General features: G+C 41.2%; 14 protein-coding genes. 13 read left to right on the top strand and 1 reads right to left on the bottom strand.

Annotation, left to right across the window (positions count from 1 at the left end; all coding sequences use genetic code 11):
- Positions 1–133 precede the first annotated feature (133 nt).
- The 10 genes from O3670_RS02420 (at position 134) to O3670_RS02375 (ending at position 13,914) form a co-directional block, all read left to right on the top strand.
- On the top strand, positions 134–868 hold the full coding sequence (locus O3670_RS02420; RefSeq protein WP_048676267.1) for a response regulator transcription factor: 735 nt from the start codon (positions 134–136) through the stop codon (positions 866–868).
- Positions 865–2,184: a sensor histidine kinase gene (locus tag O3670_RS02415; RefSeq protein WP_048676264.1), complete on the top strand. Its 1,320-nt coding sequence runs from the start codon at positions 865–867 to the stop codon at positions 2,182–2,184. The genes O3670_RS02420 and O3670_RS02415 overlap by 4 nt, the downstream gene beginning before the upstream one ends.
- A 97-nt stretch (positions 2,185–2,281) precedes the next feature.
- Positions 2,282–2,932 carry a DUF6287 domain-containing protein gene (locus O3670_RS02410; protein WP_048676262.1) on the top strand — a complete coding sequence of 217 codons (651 nt, stop codon included), beginning with the start codon at positions 2,282–2,284 and terminating at the stop codon, positions 2,930–2,932.
- 273 nt (positions 2,933–3,205) lie between these two features.
- Positions 3,206–7,537 (top strand): LD-carboxypeptidase LdcB/DacB, encoded by a 4,332-nt coding sequence (ldcB, locus tag O3670_RS02405; RefSeq protein WP_371595750.1) that lies wholly within the window; start codon positions 3,206–3,208, stop codon positions 7,535–7,537.
- Positions 7,538–7,669: 132 nt separating this feature from the next.
- Positions 7,670–8,452, top strand: coding sequence for a carbon-nitrogen family hydrolase (locus O3670_RS02400; RefSeq protein ID WP_048676257.1), 783 nt, complete (start codon positions 7,670–7,672; stop codon positions 8,450–8,452).
- A 9-nt stretch (positions 8,453–8,461) separates the two neighbouring features.
- On the top strand, positions 8,462–9,643 hold the full coding sequence (locus O3670_RS02395; RefSeq protein WP_155123805.1) for a pyridoxal phosphate-dependent aminotransferase: 1,182 nt from the start codon (positions 8,462–8,464) through the stop codon (positions 9,641–9,643).
- Between the two features lie 128 nt (positions 9,644–9,771).
- On the top strand, positions 9,772–10,794 hold the full coding sequence (argC, locus tag O3670_RS02390; RefSeq protein ID WP_073685621.1) for an N-acetyl-gamma-glutamyl-phosphate reductase: 1,023 nt from the start codon (positions 9,772–9,774) through the stop codon (positions 10,792–10,794).
- A gap of 28 nt (positions 10,795–10,822) precedes the next feature.
- Complete coding sequence (gene argJ / locus O3670_RS02385) at positions 10,823–12,016, top strand: bifunctional glutamate N-acetyltransferase/amino-acid acetyltransferase ArgJ (RefSeq protein WP_371595749.1); 1,194 nt, start codon at positions 10,823–10,825, stop codon at positions 12,014–12,016.
- Between the two features lie 26 nt (positions 12,017–12,042).
- Positions 12,043–12,780, top strand: coding sequence for an acetylglutamate kinase (gene argB / locus O3670_RS02380; protein WP_175057436.1), 738 nt, complete (start codon positions 12,043–12,045; stop codon positions 12,778–12,780).
- A 3-nt stretch (positions 12,781–12,783) separates the two neighbouring features.
- A complete protein-coding gene (locus O3670_RS02375; RefSeq protein WP_073685618.1) occupies positions 12,784–13,914 on the top strand; it encodes an acetylornithine transaminase in 1,131 nt (376 codons plus the stop codon).
- A 40-nt stretch (positions 13,915–13,954) separates the two neighbouring features.
- Here the strand turns inward: O3670_RS02375 and O3670_RS02370 are convergent, their stop codons facing one another.
- A complete protein-coding gene (locus O3670_RS02370; RefSeq protein ID WP_048676240.1) occupies positions 13,955–14,833 on the bottom strand; it encodes a polysaccharide deacetylase family protein in 879 nt (292 codons plus the stop codon).
- Between the two features lie 172 nt (positions 14,834–15,005).
- On the opposite strand from O3670_RS02370, the gene O3670_RS02365 reads away from it, so the two are divergent.
- The 3 genes from O3670_RS02365 to rarD all read left to right on the top strand — a co-directional run bounded on the left by O3670_RS02365 (position 15,006) and on the right by rarD (position 18,113).
- Entirely contained in the window at positions 15,006–16,292 is a 1,287-nt protein-coding gene (locus O3670_RS02365; protein WP_002890168.1) for a homoserine dehydrogenase, read from the top strand.
- An 83-nt stretch (positions 16,293–16,375) separates the two neighbouring features.
- On the top strand, positions 16,376–17,236 hold the full coding sequence (gene thrB / locus O3670_RS02360; protein WP_037604149.1) for a homoserine kinase: 861 nt from the start codon (positions 16,376–16,378) through the stop codon (positions 17,234–17,236).
- The gene (rarD, locus tag O3670_RS02355) at positions 17,229–18,113 is read left to right on the top strand and encodes an EamA family transporter RarD (protein WP_037604151.1); all 885 of its coding nucleotides are present in this window, start codon (positions 17,229–17,231) and stop codon (positions 18,111–18,113) included. Before thrB ends, rarD begins: the two co-directional genes overlap by 8 nt.
- The last annotated feature ends 82 nt before the right edge of the window (positions 18,114–18,195 follow it).

The following is an 18,195-nucleotide window of genomic DNA, read 5'->3' as shown; positions in this document are numbered from 1 at the left end:
TTTTTGTAATAAAAATGTAAAATAGGTAAAGAGAACAAAAAATCTCATTTTAAATAAATAAGAGAGGTTCATTTATTAAAGAAATGCTCTAACTTAGAATTTCTCTTAAGATTATGCTAAAGGAAGTTATGCCATGCTTAACATCTATGTTTTAGAGGATCATTTTATCCAACAAAATCGTATTGAAGAGGTTATTCATACGATTCTTAAGAAAAATAACATTAAAGTGGGCGACTTTGAGGTTTTTGACAAACCCAACCAACTGTTAGAGTCTATTACCGAGCGAGGGTCTCATCAGCTCTTTTTCTTGGACATTCAAATTAAAGACGATACTAAAAAAGGTTTGGAAGTGGCTAAGCAGATTCGCAAGAATGATCCCTATGCCAATATTGTTTTCTTCACGACCCATTCAGAGTATCTTCCCTTAACTTTTCAATACCAACTGGCAGCTCTAGATTTTATTGATAAGTCTTTGGAGGGTGAGGACTTTCAAAAGCGTGTGGAAAGTATTATCTTATTAACCTGCAAAAAGATACAGAGTCAGAATCCAGAAGACGCTTTTCGGATTGAGAATGCTAAGACCGTTATTCAGGTTCCCTTTCATGATATCTTGTACTTTGAGACGTCAGATATTGTTCATAAGGTTATCCTTTATACTAAAGAGGAGCAGATTGAGTTTTATGGCAGTCTCTCACAAATCGAAAAGAGTGACCCTAGACTGTTTAAATGCCACAAATCTTTCCTTATCAATCCAGAAAATATCATCAAATTAGATAAAAGTACGGGGACAGTCTATTTTGAAAATGGTGGCGTTTGCTATGTTTCGAAGTTGAAACTAAAGAAATTGCTTGAGAGAATCAGCCTATGACAGCAATCAATTTTTTGTTGGATAATCTAGACTTTTTAGCGGAGATTATCCTCTTTATTCTCGTTTATCAATACATTACCTCCGAGAAGATAAAGCTAAGATGGTATATCATCATCCCCTTGATTATCCGATTTTTGTTCGTGCTTTCTCCAGCACTATCCTATGTTTTAGGGCATGCCTTCTTGGTTGTTTATTCCCTCTACAGAAATCGTTATGGCAATAGGTTATTAGATATTTTCTATGGCTTGTTTCCAATCATCATAGAAAGTCTTGTTCACAATCTTATTATTTATGGGATTGCCTTGGTCATCAATCGTCATTATCTGATTGTACTTAACCATTTTCATTTAAACCTTGTCATTGAGTTGCTAGTCTTTCCTGTGTTTTGGTTAATCATTAAGACCTTAAAAGTGGATTTCAAAGCATTGAACTATGGTTTTCGAAAGTCATTTTCAAAGTACTTTTTATTACTTATAGATATATCAATGTTATCTTATGCCCTCCTTCTCCAATATATTACATTTTTTGTGCAACAGAGCCCTGGAGGAAGAGATTGGCATGTTTATCTCGTGGTGACCTATGCTTTACTCTTTCTTGCGACCCTTGTTTATATTAATGCGACCTTCAGTGAGAGACTAAAAGAAGAAGTCCTACTCCAAAAAGATAGGCAAATGAGTGATTTGGCTCATTATAGTCAACAAATCGAGCAACTCTATACGGATCTTCGTCGCTTCAGGCACGATTACCTAAATGTTTTGTCTAGTATCAAATATGGCATTGACTCCAAGGATATGGCTATTATTTCCGATATCTACGATAACATCCTTGAAAAAACAAAGACTCGGATTGAGGGGGAACAGTACGAAATTGCCAACTTGATTAATATTAAAGATGAAGCCGTTAAAGGTGTCCTGGCTAGTAAAATTTTGGAAGCACAGGGACAGTCTATTACCATTCACCTTGAGGTCAGTGATATCTTTGAAGTATCGAGGATGGAATTGTTGGATTTCATAACAGTGTTGTCTATTTTTTTGGATAATGCTATTGAAGCTAGTCTGGATAGCAGTGCTAAAGAAGTAAACATTGCTCTTATCAGTGGAGAGACAAAGGTGGTGATAGTGGAGAATACCATTGCTCAAGAATCTATCAATACAGTCGGTATCTTTAAACTTGGTCGCTCAAGTAAAGGAGAGGGCCGCGGTATAGGTCTGTCCACTGTTCGAGAGATTTTAGGGAAGTACCCTAATTGTTCTTTGTCAACACAATCTAAAGACTATCGTTTTAAACAGACACTAAAAATAGAAGATGTGGTTTGATTATGACGAAAAAACGACTGTTTATGACTTCAATGAAAAATTTAGCTGTCTATATATTATAATAACCTAGTAAATTATCAGAAAAGGAATATCACTCATGAAAAATACAAGTAAACTCATTGGTATCGTGGCAGCTCTTATCGTAGTTATTCTTGCCATCTTCCTGGTGACTAAGTTTAACAGCCATGAATCAGCTCGTGTTAGCACAAGTAGCAGTCCAGTCAAAACGGTTAAGAAGTCATCTTCAAGCTCAAGTAAGGCTGTTAAGAAGGATAAAAAATCAACTCAATCATCATCTTCAGCAGTTTCAAATGAAGAAAATGACAATCAGGATTCAGCAGTAGCACCTAAAGCTTCTTCTAAGGAACAAGCTCAAGCAGGCGCTACAGATAGTGGACAAGTGGCTGAATCTGCAGCTGGAACAGATAAGGCTAAATCTGAGAAGGGGACAATTAATAGTCAATCATCACTTAACTTCGGTGCCCTTGATAATGGTGATATTAGCTCTATTGTGGGGACTTGGACTAATGCGAATGGTGAATCAGTTACAATTAACGCTGATGGTACAATTATCAAAAACTCAACAGGTTATACTGCTCAACTGAAGCCTCAAGGAGTTTCAGAAAATACATTCAATGCATCAGTTGTATCTCAAGATGATAGTGTAGCTTTTTCCGCAGTTGCCGGAGTATCAGGAAATTCAGATTATATTGTTATTGGGGCGAACGGACCATATTACCGTAACTAGTATGAAAAAGATTGCTATTTGAATAGTGATCTTTTATATTTTTCTTCACTTTTTTCTAACAAAATTACGAATAAATAAGTATGGCTTGCTTCGACTTTCGATTATGACAAAAATTGGACAGTTTATGATTTAGGTGTGAACAAGTCAAATAAATTTGGTATACTAATGGACAAGTGAGAAATATTCAGTAACATATTGTAAAATACTTGTAATATTTGTCACCGAGTGTTACAATCAAACAGTAACATCAATTCGATAGAGAGAATAATTGATATGAAACGAGAAAAATTTTTACACGAACAACAACGTTTTTCCATTCGTAAATATTCATTTGGGGCAGCATCAGTCCTTTTAGGAGCTAGTTTGGTCTTTGCAGGTCAAGCTTTGGCTGATGAGCATCATGAAGTTTCAACACCTTCAGATGCCACTTTGCGTGCTACCTCAGATAGTGATGCTGTGACAGCAGCTGATATTTTCAGTGGGGTAGCAACAGATGGGGCAGCATCAAGTGAGAAAGCTAGCCAAGTCTCAACAACTAGCCAAACCGCTAGTGAAACTGCTACTAGCGAGGCTAGAAGTGAAGTGAGTGCTAGTAACTCACAAGCAGCAGATAAAATTTCTGAATCAACAACTGCTAGCTCAGAAGCGACAAGGAACACAAATGCTTCATCTGAAACAGCCACTAACCTTGATGTATCTGCCTTAACGAGAGCGGCTGTCAACACTAGTTTGGTGAGCCAACCAGCTACAACTACAGACAGCGACCTTCCAAGTCAAGGAACTTATGTCTACAAGGAACGTACAGAGATTAAGAATCAACCTAAGGTGTCTGCCAAGGCTGAATTTTATGTAAATCCAGGAGACAGCGTCCTTTACGATCAAGTCGTGACGGCTGACGGCTACCAATGGATTAGCTACAAATCATACTCTGGCGTGCGTCGTTATGCGCCAGTGAAACCAGTGGCAGCTGGTAGTGGTAACGGTAATAGTGGTAATGGGGATGGTAAGCCTTCTAATGGCACTCAAGCCACAACAGGTGCTTTGAACATCCCAGCGACAGGAACTTTCTACTTTACACGTGACACAGATATTAAGAAAGAACCAAAAGCAGACCTCAAACCTACTTTTGTTTTCAGTAAGGGTGACCATGTTATCTATGACAAAGTTTTGACTGCGGATAATCACCAATGGATTTCTTACCTTGGGTATGACTATGTTCGCTATTATGCCGATATTGCGACTTTGACACCTGCTAAAGCTGAAACACCAACTGTTAAACCAACAGAGACTAATCAAGCAAAACCAGAAACTACTGGTGCTGAAAAACTTCCAGCAAGTGGTACTTATAATGTGACACGTAGCTTGAATGTTAAAAACGAACCTAAGGCCTCTGCAGAAACGCTTTATACCTTGGAAAAAGGCTACAAAGTGAACTATGACAAGGTCTTGACTGCGGATAACCACCAATGGATTTCTTACGTTAGTTACAGTGGTACACGTCGTTATGTGGATATTGCTACCTTGAAAGCTACTGAGTCTAAACCACAAGAAAACCGTGTTTCTGGTAACCTTACCATCAACAACCAAACCTCTAATGGATTTGATGTTGTCGTAACCAATGTTTCAGGTGGTGGCAAGACAGTTCAGGAAGTCCGTGTCCCAATCTGGTCAAATAAAGATGGTCAAGACGACCTTACTTGGTATCATGCCGATAAACAATCAGACGGTAGCTATAAGGTTCATGTAGATAAAGCCAGCCACAAGGGCGATGCTGGTACCTATTCTGTGCATCTTTACTATATGTTGGATGGTAAGCGAACTTATATTACCGAAACTACAGCTACAGTCCCTGAATCTCAAGTAACAGGAAAATTGACGATTACCAATCAAACCTCTAATGGCTTTGATGTTGTCGTAACTAATGTTTCAGGTGGTGGCAAGGCAGTCCAAGAAGTTCGTGTTCCAATTTGGTCAGATAAAGATGGTCAAGATGACCTCACTTGGTATCATGCTGATAAACAATCAGACGGTAGCTACAAGGTTCATGTAGATAAAGCCAGTCACAAGGGCGATGCTGGTACCTATTCTGTCCATCTTTACTATATGTTGGATGGTAAACGAACTTATATTACCGAAACTACAGCCACAGTTCCTGAATCTCAAGTAACAGGAAAATTGACGATTACCAACCAAACTTCTAACGGCTTTGATGTTGTCGTAACTAATGTTTCAGGTGGTGGCAAGGCAGTCCAAGAAGTCCGTGTTCCAATCTGGTCAGATAAGAATGACCAAGACGACCTTACTTGGTATCATGCCGACAAACAATCAGACGGTAGCTATAAGGTTCATGTAGACACAGCTAGCCATAAGAGTGATGCTGGTACATATTCTGTGCATCTTTACTATATGTTAGATGGTAAACGAACTTATATTACCGAAACTACAGCCATAGTTCCTGAATCTCAAGTGACAGGGAAATTGACCATCAGCAACCAAACGTCTAATGGCTTTGATGTTGTCGTAACTAATGTTTCAGGCGGTGGCAAAGAAGTTAAAGAAGTCCGTGTTCCAATCTGGTCAGATAAGAATGGCCAAGACGACCTTACTTGGTATCATGCCGACAAACAATCAGACGGTAGCTACAAGGTTCATGTAGACACAGCTAGCCATAAGGGTGATGCGGGTACTTATTCTGTGCATCTTTACTACATGTTGGATGGTAAACGAACTTATATTACCGAAACTACAGCCACAGTGCCTCAATCTAATGAATCCCATGTAACAGGGAAATTGACCAATAACGGTTCTTACTACAGTGTTCGTGGTAAATACGATGATATTATCATTGTCAATAAGAAGCATGGTCTTTCTAAGGACTATAATCCAGGTGAAAATCCTACAGCTAAGGCAGCCTTTGTTCGCCTTCGTGATGATATGATTAACCAAGGTTTGAATGTCGGACGTTCATACAGTGGTTTCCGTTCTTACGATTATCAAAAGACTCTTTACGACAACTACGTAAGCCGTGATGGTCAAGCAGCTGCGGACCGTTACTCAGCTCGTCCTGGGTTCAGCGAACACCAAACTGGTTTGGTCTTTGATTTGACTGATAAATCAGGTAACTTGCTTGAGGATGCACGAGCTAGTCAATGGCTTAAAGACAATGCACATAACTATGGCTTTATCGTGCGTTTCCAAGCAGGTAAAGAAGCTTCAACCGGCTACATGCCAGAAGCGTGGCATATCCGCTATGTGGGTAAAGAAGCTAAAGACATCCACGATTCAGGATTGAGCTTGGAAGAGTACTTTGGTATCGAAGGTGGCGATTATGCTACTAGCAGCAAACCTGCTGAAAGCAAACCAGCCACTACAGGTGCCATCAACCTTCCAGCGACAGGCACTTATACCTTCACAGGTCGTGCGTCAATCAAGGCAGAAGCTAAGCTTTCAAGCCCAGAATTGGCCTACTATGACAAGGGCATGAGTGTTAACTATGACAAAGTTTTGACAGCCGATGGTCATCAATGGCTTTCATACATGACAGCAAGCGGTGCCCGTCGTTACGTTGATATTGCAACAGTTAAAGCTACAGAAACTAAACCAGAAGTTAAACCGGTTGCTAAACCAGCGGACCAACCAAGTCTTCCAGCGACAGGCACTTATACCTTTACAGGCCGTGCGTCAATTAAGGCAGAAGCTAAAGTTTCAAGCCCAGAATTGGCCTACTATGATAAGGGTATGAGCGTTAACTATGATAAAGTTTTGACAGCTGATGGTCATCAATGGCTTTCATACATGACAGCAAGCGGTGCCCGTCGTTATGTTGATATTGCAACAGTTAAAGCTACAGAAACTAAACCAGAAGTTAAACCGGTTGCTAAACCAGCGGACCAACCAAGTCTTCCAGAATCAGGCACTTATACCTTCACAGGTCGTGCGTCAATTAAGGCAGAAGCTAAAGTTTCAAGCCCAGAATTAGCCTACTATGATAAGGGTATGAGCGTTAACTATGATAAAGTTTTGACAGCTGATGGCCGTCAATGGCTTTCATACATGACAACAAGTGGTGCTCGTCGTTACGTTGACATTGCAGCAGCCAAGGCAGAAGCTAAACCAGAAACAAAACCCGTTGCTAAGCCAGCCGATAAACCAAGTCTCCCAGAGTCAGGTCGTTATACCTTCACAGGTCGTGCGTCAATCAAGGCAGAAGCTAAAGTTTCAAGCCCAGAGTTGGCTTACTATGATAAAGGTATGAGTGTTAACTACGATAAGGTTCTCACAGCTGATGGTCGTCAATGGCTTTCATACATGACAGCAAGTGGTGCTCGTCGTTATGTTGATATTGCAGCAGCCAAGGCAGAAGCTAAACCAGAAACAAAATCCGTTGTTAAGCCAGCCGATAAACCAAGTCTGCCAGAATCAGGCCGTTATACCTTCACGGGTCGTGCGTCAATCAAGGCAGAAGCCAAGGTTTCAAGCCCAGAGTTGGCCTACTATGACAAGGGTATGAGTGTTAACTACGATAAGGTTTTGACAGCGGACGGTCACACATGGCTCTCATACATGACAGTGAGTGGTGCTCGCCGTTACGTCGATATTGCTTAATGAGATAAAGAATCAGGTTGGACAATATGTCCAGCCTTTTCTGATAGCCTCTCTTTATCATGAGATTGAATTTTTCAATTTTTGTGACGTCTTTTGGAGTGCTATAATGGTTAATATAGAATCGAGGTTATTATGAAAATCGCGTTGGTACAGATGGATGTCGTTCACGGACAGCCTGTGGAAAATAAAAAACACGTCATAGAGATGCTGGAAAGGGCGCTTGATGATAATCCTGATGTTATTGTGCTTCCTGAAATGTGGAATACAGGCTATGCTTTAAATGAACTTGATGGGCTTGCGGATAAGCATGGATTGGACTCTCAAGAACTCTTGTCTCATTTTGCTAGGAAACATGCTGTGGCTATTATCGGAGGGTCTGTTGCTATTGAGCAATACGGCAAATTCTACAATACAACCTATGTCTATAATAAGTCTGGGGACTTAATCAATACCTATAGCAAGGTCCATCTCTTTGGCCTTATGGCAGAGGACCAGTACATGTCTGCTGGGTCGAATGAGTCTGTTTTTGAGCTTGATGGTGTGATAGCTGCCAGTGTCATTTGTTATGATATCCGTTTTCCTGAATGGGTGCGAACACAGATGGCACAAGGGGCCAAGGTACTTTTTGTGGTAGCGCAGTGGCCGGAACCTCGAGTGCAGCAATGGGAGATTTTGTTAAAGGCGCGTGCAGTTGAAAATCAAGCTTTTGTAGTTGCTGTCAATCGTGTTGGAGCAGGACCGGACGATATCTTTTCAGGACATTCTATGGTTATAGATCCACTTGGAAATGTGGTCTTACAAACCAAGGAGCATGAGGAGGGAATTTTTACGGCTGATATTAATCTTGAAGAGGTAGATAAGGTTCGAGGTCAGATTCCTGTTTTTGAGGATCGTCGCACGGACTTGTATCATTAAGGAGTGTTTATGTTATTTGAAGAATCTGACTTATTGAAGGCATTGCCAGAGCAGTTTTTTGCAGGTTTGGTTGCTAAAGTTAATGCCAAGGTGGCGGAAGGAGCAGATGTTATCAATCTTGGTCAGGGCAATCCTGACCAACCAACCTATGACCATATTGTTGAGGCGCTTTGTACCTCAGCGAAAAATCCTGCTAGCCATAAGTATTCACAGTTTCGAGGCAATCATCCTTTTAAGGAAGCTGCTGCTAGTTTTTACAAGAAACATTATGGGGTTGATTTGGATGCGGAGCGTGAGATTTGTGTCATGGGAGGTGCTAAAATTGGGCTTGTGGAATTACCCATAGCTTTGATGAATCCAGGTGACCTCCTGCTCCTACCTGACCCAGGATATCCTGATTATTTATCAGGAGTGAGTTTAGGCCGTGTGACCTATGAAACCTTTCCTTTGACGGCTGAAAATGATTTCTTGCCAGATCTGGATGCCATTCCAGAGGAGACAGCTCGCCGTGCTAAGTTTATCTATATCAATTATCCGAATAATCCGACGGGGGCTGTGGCGACTAAGGCTTTTTATGAAAAGTTAGTTGCCTGGGCTAAGACCTACGAAGTAGGTGTGGTGAGTGATTTAGCCTATGGAGCTTTGGGTTATCAGGGCTATGAGAATCCTAGCTTCTTGTCAACGCCTGGTGCTAAAGATGTGGGCATTGAGTTCTATACTTTCTCGAAAACCTTCAATATGGCTGGTTGGCGTTTGGCCTTTGCTGCTGGGAATGATCAAATGATTGAAGCCTTAAATCTGATTCAAGACCATCTTTTTGTGGGAATCTTTCCTGCCTTGCAGGAGGCTGGGATTGCAGCCCTCTTAGATCCTAAATCTGAGGAGGCTGTTGCTCAACTGAATGCGACTTATGATAGCCGTCGAGATGCTTTTGTCCAGGCAGCTGCTAAGATTGGCTGGAAGGCCTTTCCATCCAAAGGTTCTTTCTATGCTTGGATGCCTGTACCAGAGGGTTACACTAGTGAGAGTTTTGCGGATCTTTTGCTTGAGAAAGCCCATGTTGCTGTGGCACCAGGTAAAGGATTCGGTCCTGCAGGAGATGCTTATGTTCGTATCGGGCTTTTGGTAGAGCCAGAACGTCTGGTCGAAGCAGTCGATCGTATTGCCAACTTGCAATTATTTAATAACTAGATAACAATCATGAAACAAGTAGTTGAAAAAGACTGCTTGTTTTTTTTCATGTTAATTTCAATTCTTCCTTGACAAATGAATAAAAATACAATAAACTAGTTACATATTTATTCAAAAGGAGTGCATAAATGAAAATTTCAATCGTTGGTATCACTGGTTATAGTGGTTTAGAGTTAGTTAAAATTTTGAATAATCATAAAAAAGTGGAACTTGTTTCTATTCACGCAACCAAGGAAGTGGGCCGACGATTGTCTGATGTGTATCCCTATCTGACAGGTGTTTGTGACTTAGAAATTGAAGCTTACGATGCGGAAAAGATTATGCAAAAGGCGGATTTGACTTTCTTTGCCACACCTTCAGGAGTCGCTAGTTCGCTAGCAGAGGAATTTGTTCTGGCTGATTTTCCTATTATTGATTTGTCTGGCGATCATCGCTTGCCAACAGATGTTTATCAAGAATGGTATAAAAAATCACCTGCTAAGCAGAGTGTTTTGAATAAATTTACATACGCATTATCAGAATATGCAGATGTGAAGGGTAAGAAATTTATTGCCAATCCTGGATGCTATGCGACAGCGACAGAGTTAGCCTTGATTCCTTTGGTTGTTACCGGTCTGATTGAGACGGATAGTGTCATTGTGGATGCCAAGTCTGGTTTAACTGGTGCGGGTAAGGCTTTAAGTGAGTCTAGTCATTTTGTCAATGTTCATGATAATTACGTGACTTATAAACTCAATCATCATCAGCATATTCCTGAGATTGTTCAAACCTTGCAGGGCTTTAATCCGGAAATGCCTGAGATTCAGTTTTCAACGTCGCTTTTACCCGTTAATCGTGGAATCATGGCTACGGTTTATTGTAAGTTGAAGAAGGACGTGACTGTAGCTGATGTAGCTTCAGCATTCACAAAGGCTTATGATGATAAACCTTTTGTACGTGTGCAAGATAATTTGCCAGAACTACACAACGTTATTGGATCGAATTTTACAGATATTGGCTTTGCCTATAATGAGAAAACCAATGTTCTGACAGTTATTTCGGTCATTGATAATTTGATCAAGGGTGCTGCTGGCCAAGCGGTTCAAAATCTCAACCTCATGCAGGGGTGGGATGAGACGGAAGGTTTGCTTCTGACACCGTCATACTTGTAGATGTAAGCATAGAGTTAGGAGAAAAAATATGAAAGTCATAGATGGAACAATTGCCAGCCCGCTGGGATTCTCAGCAGACGGGCTACATGCAGGATTTAAAAAGAGAAAAATGGATTTTGGTTGGATTGTCTCTGAAAAACCAGCCAGTGTCGCAGGAGTTTATACGACTAATAAGGTTATTGCAGCTCCTCTTATTGTGACCAAGACCTCAGTTAAAAAGGCTGGGAAAATGAAGGCCATCGTTGTTAACTCAGGTGTAGCCAATTCTTGTACAGGGACTCAAGGATTGGAGGATGCTTACACCATGCAGGAGTGGACCGCTGAAAAGCTAGGTGTTGAACCTGATATGATTGGTGTGGCTTCTACAGGGATTATCGGTGAGTTGCTACCAATGGATACGCTGAAAAATGGTCTTTCCAAGATAGTGGTTAATGGTAATGCTGATGATTTCGCCAAGGCAATTTTGACGACAGATACAGCGACTAAGACCATTGCTGTGACGGAGACTTTTGGACGTGATGTTGTGACTATGGCTGGTGTTGCTAAGGGTTCAGGCATGATTCACCCGAATATGGCAACCATGCTTGGGTTTATTACTTGTGATGCCAATATTTCTAGTGACACCCTTCAATTAGCCTTGAGCCAAAATGTGGAAAAGACCTTTAATCAGATTACAGTTGATGGGGATACATCAACTAATGATATGGTTCTTGTCATGTCAAATGGTTGCACGCTCAATGAAGAGATTCTGCCAGGTACACCAGAATTTGATAAGTTTTCAAAAATGCTTAATTTCGTGATGCAAGAATTGGCTAAGAAAATTGCCAAGGACGGTGAAGGTGCCAATAAGCTCATCCAAGTTGATGTGATCAATGCCCCTAATGCCCTTGATGCTCGTATGATGGCAAAATCTGTTGTCGGTTCAAGCCTGGTCAAAACAGCCATTTTTGGTGAAGATCCTAACTGGGGACGTATTCTAGCTGCTGTTGGCTATGCCGGTGTGGACGTTCCTGTGGACAATGTTGATATTATGCTTGGCGGTCTGGCAGTCATGCTAGCCTCTAGTCCTGTGACCTTTGATGATGAGGAAATGAAAGACATCATGCATGAGGATGAAGTGACCATTACGGTAGATCTTCATGCTGGACATGAAAAAGGAACCGCTTGGGGTTGTGATCTTTCTTACGATTACGTTAAGATTAATGCCCTCTATCACACTTAGACTATCTAAGGAAAAGGAGTTAACTGATGACTACTGAATATATTGTAATTAAGATTGGTGGAGTAGCCAGTAAACAGCTAACTCCTGAGATACTGACCAGACTGTCAGAATGGCAGCAGGCTGGTCAAAAAATAATCATCATCCATGGGGGTGGTTTTGCTATTAATCAGCTGATGGAGGAGAATCATATTCCAATTCACAAGGTCAATGGTCTTCGTGTGACTGGTCAGTCAGATATGGCCTTGATTAGAGAAGCTTTGGTTGACATAGTTGGGAAAAACTTAGCAGGTGAGCTGACAACTGCAGGTTTGCCAGCCTATCAGGTCATAGATGAGCTTCCGGACCTTGTTCATGCTGATTTCTTAGATCAAGAGACTTATGACTTTGTGGGTGAGGTCAAAAACATCACCAATCAGACCTTAGTAGCACTCCTTTCTCAAGGCAAGATTCCCTTGATTCCTAGCTTAGGCTATAGTGAGCAGGGAGATTTGCTCAATATCAATGCGGATTACCTTGCTAGAGCTGTGGCAATTAGTCTAGGTGCCAAAAAACTTATCCTCATGACAGATGTCAAAGGAGTTTTAGAGAATGATCAGGTTTTAGATCATCTGAATCTTGTGGACGTTCATAAGAAAATAGATTCAGGTGTGATAACTGGGGGCATGATTCCTAAAATTCAAAGTGCTGTTCAGACGGTTGAATCTGGTGTTGAGCAGGTCATTATTGGTGATAACCTGACAGATGGTACCATAATCAAGGAGTAAACGATGACAAAATTATTTTCAAATTATAAACGGGCAGCGATTGATTTTGCTTCGGCACAGGGCAATTATTTGACTGATACAACTGGCAAGACCTACTTGGATTTTTCATCTGGTATCGGGGTAACTAACCTGGGCTATCATCCCTCTGTCAATCAGGCTTTGACAGAGCAGGTGGGTAAGATTTTGCACCAGCCTAATCTTTATCACAATCAGTTGCAAGAAGATGTTGCTGGACTTTTAATTGGTGACAAGGACTATCTAGCCTTTTTCTGTAATAGTGGTGCAGAGGCCAATGAAGCAGCCATAAAAATCGCCCGAAAGGCATCAGGCAAACAAGAAATCATTACCTTTCAAAATTCCTTCCATGGTCGAACGTTTGGATCCATGTCTGCCACTGGTCAGGATAAAATCAAACAAGGCTTTGGTGAAGGTGTGCCCCACTTTAGCTATGCTATTTTCAATGACATAGATAGTGTCAAGGCCCTAGCTAGTGACGAAACAGCGGCTATTATGTTGGAGTTGGTTCAAGGGGAATCAGGTGTTCAACCTGCTGATAAGGACTTTGTTAAGGCTTTGGCTGACTTTTGTAAGGAGACGGGTATTTATCTTATTGTAGATGAGGTTCAGACAGGACTTGGTCGTACTGGTAAGCTTTATGCTTATGAGCACTATGATATTGAACCAGATATCTTTACTCTGGCAAAAGGTTTGGCAAATGGGGTGCCAGTTGGTGCCATGCTTGCTAAGTCATCTCTTGGAGAAGCCTTCTCTTACGGAAGTCACGGCTCTACCTTTGGAGGAAATAAACTGGCTATGGCGGCGGCCAAAGCTACGCTTGAAGTTATGTTGGTCCCAGGTTTTCTAGATACTGCCCTTGAAAATGGAAACCAGTTACAAGCAAAATTGCAGGCAGCTTTATCTGATAAAGAGACGGTTACCACTGTACGTGGCTTGGGTTATATGATTGGGATTGAGACTACTGGCAATTTAGGAGAATTGGTCCAGTCGGCTCGAGATAAGGGGTTAATTGTCTTAACTGCAGGGACAAACGTGATTCGTCTTTTGCCACCAATCACCCTAAGTGATGCTGAAATTGAAAAGGGTGTGGCTCTCCTATCAGAAATATTTGACTAGAACATAAAAATCACTTGATTCTTGAATCAAGTGATTTCTTTTACTCATTGTCAGTATCAATCTCGCTGAGAAGTCCTTTAGCTGTTGTTGTTGGCAGAATACGGACACGATTAAGTGAGAGAAGACCATCCTTGGCACTGGCTAGCCCTTCGTTGGTTGTTAGTCCTAACTTGTAAGTTTTCTTAGCTAGGTCAAGTGTCGTTTGATTGTAGCGACCTGATGGGTAGGCAATGGTATTGACCTTGGTATTGAGTTTATTTTCAAGGAAGTCAATAGAATCCGTTAATTCAACCTTTTGTGTCGCCTTATCAGTGGTTGACAAATCGGGGTGATTAACCGTATGAGACTGGAAGCTCATACCGTGAGCCATCATTTCTTTCATCTGTTTGACGGTAAGATTTCCAGCATTTCCTTTCTTAACAAAGCCAGTGATCACATTATTGGTTGCTTTAGCCTTGTATTTTTTGAGAATAGGATAGGCAATGGTGTAGAAATCTTCGTTACCATCGTCAAAGGTCAGCCAGACAACCTTCTTAGTAGGTAGAGCGTTTTCAGTGAAGGCCTTATAGGCTTCTTCAGGCGTTAGGAAATAGTAACCTGCCTTTGACAAAGCCTTGATTTGTGCTTCGAAGAGGTCTGGGTCAACGATAAGGTTAGCGTTAGAAGCTTCGGATGGATCCATGACGTGTACCGCATGATACATGAGGATAGGGATTTGGACAGGATCGTCATAGGTTTTCCATTTAGCTGTCGTCTTAGACTGACTGGTCTGAGCCTGTTGTTGCTTGCTTTTCGACTGATTTGGTCGGTTAAGCATAAAGACTGCTAGTAAGCCAAGAAGGACAATATTTAGGAAAAGCAGAAGAAGGTTCAGTTTCTTTCTGTTAGCTTGAGTTGTTTTTTTCTTTTGAGAAGTCATTGTATCCCCTTTCAAATAGGTCTAGTTATTATTCTAACAAAAATGGGATGGAAATGCACAGAATTTTCAGTAAAAAGAATACTTGCCTCCTTAAATGGCAACAATATTCTGTCAATTCCGATAGAAATGTGGTACAATTAAAAAAATGTATGTTTTTAAGGAGAAATCGTAAATGTCTATTAAAATTGGATTGCTTGGCTTTGGTACAGTAGCTAGCGGTATTCCTTTCCTCTTGAAGGAAAATGGTGAAAAGGTTCTTGCAGCCTCACGTGACCAACTCGAAATTGCCAAAGTTTTGGTTAAAGATGACGAGGAAAAAAATCGTCTTATCGCTGCCGGAAACGACTACAATTTTGTCACAAATGTTGACGAAATCCTTAATGATGAAGAGATTCAAATCGTTGTTGAATTGATGGGTCGTATAGAGCCAGCTCGTACCTTCATCACAAAAGCACTTGAAGCAGGTAAAAACGTTGTTTCTGCTAACAAAGACTTGATTGCTACTCATGGAAAAGAGTTGATTTCTCTTGCCCAAGATAAGGGAGTGGCTTTCTACTATGAAGCTGCTGTTGCTGGTGGTATTCCAATTTTGCGTACTTTGGCTAACTCTTTGACGTCTGATAAGGTGACACGTATCCTTGGTGTGCTTAACGGAACATCTAACTTTATGATGACTAAGATGGTTGACGAAGGTTGGTCATATGAGGACGCTCTTAAGACTGCCCAAGAACTTGGTTATGCTGAAAGTGATCCAACTAACGACGTTGAAGGTATTGACGCTGCTTATAAAGCTGTTATCCTTAGCCAATTTGGATTTGGTGCCACAATTGATTTCGACGATGTGACTCACAAGGGGATTACAAACATCTCTACTGATGATGTAGCTGTTGCTCAAGAATTGGGTTATGTCATCAAATTGGTTGGTGATGTGCGTGAAGTAGAATCAGGTATCTCAGCAGAAGTGTCCCCAACATTCTTGCCAAAAAATCACCCACTTGCTAGCGTCAACGATGTCATGAATGCAGTCTTTGTTGAATCTATCGGTATTGGCGAATCAATGTACTACGGTCCAGGTGCTGGTCAAAAACCAACAGCAACATCTGTTTTGGCAGATATTATCCGTATTGCTCGTCGTCTTTCAGATGGCAATGTTGGTAAACCATTTAATGAGTTCCGTCGTGACTTGCCATTGGCTAATCCAGCAGATGTTAAGAGTAACTACTACTTTGCCCTTGATACGCCAGACGAAAAAGGTAAAATCCTTCACTTGTCTGAAATCTTCAACTCAGAAGATATTTCATTTGAACAAGTCTTGCAACAAAAAGCAAATGGCACAACAGCTCGTATCGTTGTGATTACACATGCTATGTCTAAGACACAACTTAAAGCTGTTACTGAAAAACTTGAAGCAGCAGAAGATTTCACAGTTGTCAACACATTGAAAGTTTTGTCTAACTAATTGATAAGCCCATACTGGTGCGTATAAGAAAGGTATTCAAGGAGAAAAGTCGCTGATGGCTTTCCTCCTTTTGGTGTATTATTATGAAAATTACTGTTCCAGCAACATCTGCCAATATTGGTCCAGGTTTTGACTCTGTGGGTGTTGCCGTTTCTAAATATTTGACAGTCGAGGTGCTTGAACCAGTGGATGCATGGCATATCGAACATGATTTGGGCGATATTCCTTCAGATGAAAATAACCTCCTCATTTCAACTGCCTTGCAAGTTAAGTCTGATTTGCAGCCCCATAAATTGGTGATGACATCAGATATTCCCTTAGCGCGTGGGCTAGGTTCTTCAAGTTCTGTTATTGTCGCAGGAATCGAGTTGGCCAATCAATTGGCAAACTTGCAGCTCTCAGACGATGATAAACTTGATATTGCAACCAAGATTGAAGGTCATCCGGACAATGTTGCCCCAGCTATTTTTGGGAATCTCGTTGTAGCCTCTTATGTGGATGAACATGTTAATAGCATCGTGACAGACTTTCCAGAGTGTGCCTTTGTAGCCTTCATTCCGAGCTATGAACTTAAGACATCTGATTCACGTGGGGTACTTCCAAGTGACCTGTCTTACAAAGAAGCTGTAGCTGCATCATCTATTGCCAACGTTGCCATTGCTGCCCTCTTTGCAGGCGATTTGGTTAAGGCAGGACATGCTATTCAAGGGGATATGTTCCACGAACGCTACCGTCAAAAATTGGTTAAAGAATTTGCGACTATTAAGGAATTGTCAGGTCAATATGGTGCTTATGCGACCTATCTTTCAGGCGCTGGCCCAACAGTTATGACCTTGACGCCAAATGATCAGGCTGAAGCTCTTAAAACGGCTATCGATGGTCTTGGTTTAGATGGTGAAACCTTCATCCTATCTGTGGATAAAGCAGGTGTTGTCGTTGACTAGAAAAAATCAAGGGCTACTCTTTGGTCTAGCCACCTATATTCAATGGGGATTTTTATCCCTTTTTTGGAAGCTTTTAGCAGGTGTTTCGGCTTATAACACCTTCTCGTGGCGGATTGTTTTTACAGTGGTGACTATGCTGACTTACGCCCTAGTCGCTAAGCAAAATACACGTTTCAAAAAGGAGCTTGTAGAACTTTGGCAAGATAAGAAAGCCTTGCTTCGTATGCTACTTGCTAGTTTTCTCATAGCAGCTAACTGGTTGATTTATATCTATGCTGTGGGTCATGGTCAAGCGACGCAGGCTAGCCTGGGCTATTACATTATGCCTATTGTTTCTATCCTGTTTGCCCTCATTTTTCTTCGTGAATCATTGAGTAGGACCATGTGGGCAGCAGTAGTATTGGCCTTTATAGGAGTACTGGTTCTTGTTGCCAATACAGGAAAACTTCCCATGGTTTCATTGGGGTTAGCTCTGAGCTTTGGTTTCTATGGTCTAATCAAAAAAGGGGTTAGACTCTCCAGTGACGTAGCCATGCTAGTAGAAAGCGGCTTGCTACTACCTTTTGTAGCTATCTATCTTGTTTTCTTTTCTCCAGAATCATTTTCTTCCTATTCGAGCATGGAAATGTTTCTCCTAGCCATATCCGGTGTGGTGACGGCCGTTCCATTGCTTTGCTTCTCAGAAGCAGTCAAAAGGGCGCCGCTTAACCTTATTGGTTTTATCCAGTATCTTAATCCTACGATTCAACTTCTCGTAGCCATCCTCATTTTTGGTGAGACGGTCAGCTTTGGAGAGTTGAAAGGCTTCCTCTTTATCTGGATGGCCATCCTAGTCTTTGTAACTGGCCAAATAGTAACATTTCGTAGAAGTTCCTGATAGCTATCGGGAACTTTTTATAATGTCGACCTAAAAATGAGCCAAGTTTATCTGACAATTTTAGAACTTTAAGATATAATAG

The organism is Streptococcus sp. 27098_8_74 (assembly GCF_041431705.1).
Lineage (GTDB): Bacteria > Bacillota > Bacilli > Lactobacillales > Streptococcaceae > Streptococcus > Streptococcus salivarius_E.
Note: the sequence above shows the minus strand (reverse complement) of the source record. Positions and strands in the feature narration are given on the sequence as shown.

What these genes read in the sequence shown, in the direction of transcription:
- argJ (WP_371595749.1), top strand. Translation starts at nt 10,823, where the DNA reads ATGAAAGTCATAGATGGAACAATTGCCAGCCCGCTGGGATTCTCAGCA.
- ldcB (WP_371595750.1), top strand. Translation starts at nt 3,206, where the DNA reads ATGAAACGAGAAAAATTTTTACACGAACAACAACGTTTTTCCATTCGT.
- O3670_RS02395 (WP_155123805.1), top strand. Translation starts at nt 8,462, where the DNA reads ATGTTATTTGAAGAATCTGACTTATTGAAGGCATTGCCAGAGCAGTTT.
- O3670_RS02370 (WP_048676240.1), bottom strand. Translation starts at nt 14,833, where the DNA reads ATGACTTCTCAAAAGAAAAAAACAACTCAAGCTAACAGAAAGAAACTG.
- argB (WP_175057436.1), top strand. Translation starts at nt 12,043, where the DNA reads ATGACTACTGAATATATTGTAATTAAGATTGGTGGAGTAGCCAGTAAA.
- O3670_RS02375 (WP_073685618.1), top strand. Translation starts at nt 12,784, where the DNA reads ATGACAAAATTATTTTCAAATTATAAACGGGCAGCGATTGATTTTGCT.
- thrB (WP_037604149.1), top strand. Translation starts at nt 16,376, where the DNA reads ATGAAAATTACTGTTCCAGCAACATCTGCCAATATTGGTCCAGGTTTT.
- O3670_RS02420 (WP_048676267.1), top strand. Translation starts at nt 134, where the DNA reads ATGCTTAACATCTATGTTTTAGAGGATCATTTTATCCAACAAAATCGT.
- O3670_RS02415 (WP_048676264.1), top strand. Translation starts at nt 865, where the DNA reads ATGACAGCAATCAATTTTTTGTTGGATAATCTAGACTTTTTAGCGGAG.
- O3670_RS02400 (WP_048676257.1), top strand. Translation starts at nt 7,670, where the DNA reads ATGAAAATCGCGTTGGTACAGATGGATGTCGTTCACGGACAGCCTGTG.
- O3670_RS02365 (WP_002890168.1), top strand. Translation starts at nt 15,006, where the DNA reads ATGTCTATTAAAATTGGATTGCTTGGCTTTGGTACAGTAGCTAGCGGT.
- argC (WP_073685621.1), top strand. Translation starts at nt 9,772, where the DNA reads ATGAAAATTTCAATCGTTGGTATCACTGGTTATAGTGGTTTAGAGTTA.
- O3670_RS02410 (WP_048676262.1), top strand. Translation starts at nt 2,282, where the DNA reads ATGAAAAATACAAGTAAACTCATTGGTATCGTGGCAGCTCTTATCGTA.